This window comes from Flavobacterium sp. ACN6 (assembly GCF_002304005.1).
GTDB lineage: Bacteria > Bacteroidota > Bacteroidia > Flavobacteriales > Flavobacteriaceae > Flavobacterium.
Map to the genome: position 1 here is coordinate 1 of NZ_MRCQ01000035.1, position 1059 is coordinate 1059.

At 35.7% G+C, this 1059-nt stretch carries 2 protein-coding genes; both read right to left on the bottom strand.

The window, feature by feature from the left end:
- On the bottom strand, window positions 1-497 hold a 497-nt coding region (locus tag BSF42_RS22225), incomplete at its 3' end, for a transposase (protein WP_141248501.1).
- Window positions 498-642: 145 nt separating this feature from the next.
- Window positions 643-990 carry a transposase gene (locus BSF42_RS22230; RefSeq protein ID WP_095955280.1) on the bottom strand — a complete coding sequence of 116 codons (348 nt, stop codon included), beginning with the start codon at window positions 988-990 and terminating at the stop codon, window positions 643-645.
- Window positions 991-1059: the final 69 nt, after the last annotated feature.

A 1059-nucleotide genomic window follows, 5' to 3' on the forward strand; every position in this document is an offset into this window, starting at 1 on the left:
TGAGCTCTTTCATTTTGGCTTTGAGTCCATTTTTCGCGAGATTTATAAAGTAAATATCTGCTTCTGGCTAATAACTGTTTTACGGAATCTCCGTTGATTAAAAGCTTGGGAATGTATGTTTTGTTTTCTGATTTTGCCTGCAATATCATTTGATTCTCAAAATCCATGGCTTCCCATCGATGTTTGATTCTGATTTCCTGCAATGCCTCCAGGGCTAGTTTTTGAACATGAAATCTATCAGTAACCTGTATGGCTTTAGTAAAGCATCTCTTAGAGATTAACTTCATCGAATTGGCCATGTCCAGTGTTATTTCTTTTACAGAAGCTCTCTTTTGATAATCAATCTTAGAGATGTGTTCTATAACTTGTTCTGCTTTTGTTCCGGCAATAATAGCTACTAAGGAACCTTTCTTGCCTTTGAACTTCTTGTTGGTGACAATAGTATAAAGTTCACCCTGAGATAAAGCTACTTCATCAATTGATAAATGTGTACCCATATTCTCAGGATAAATAATCCATTGATGGGCATGCTCTCTTGGAGTCCAAGTAATGAAAGAGCTCAGGTGTTTTTTGTATTGTCTTTGAAGCTTCTTTCCGTTAACACCAAAGAAACCTCCAATAGTGTGACAATCTGTGGCACTATTATCTATTAATTTCTTTTAAAAAAGCCGCAAACTCCTGAGTCATACGGGTTCCTTTAGCTGCTAATTGCCAATCTCGCTTAATAATTTCTCCCGTGGTTTTGTTGGTCCAGCGGCGTCTTTTGATATGTAGATACACGTATTTACCCCGAAGAGGAAAATCCTGAATGGTAATCTCGTCCTGAAAACCCTTTGACACTAATTTCAAAGTATTAAATTCTTCTTGAATTTTACTTTTCTCTTCAAAATATAAGTGTAAAACTTCTTCTGTATTAGCACTGGAAACCACATCAAAATGGTCGACTAAAAAATCAGGAAGCATAAATTTTAAAAGCTCTATAGGATCCATCTTAAATTCTTATAGCGCAAATCTCTTATTTTATTTTGACATTTCCTCCCCAAGATTTGTTCTTGATCC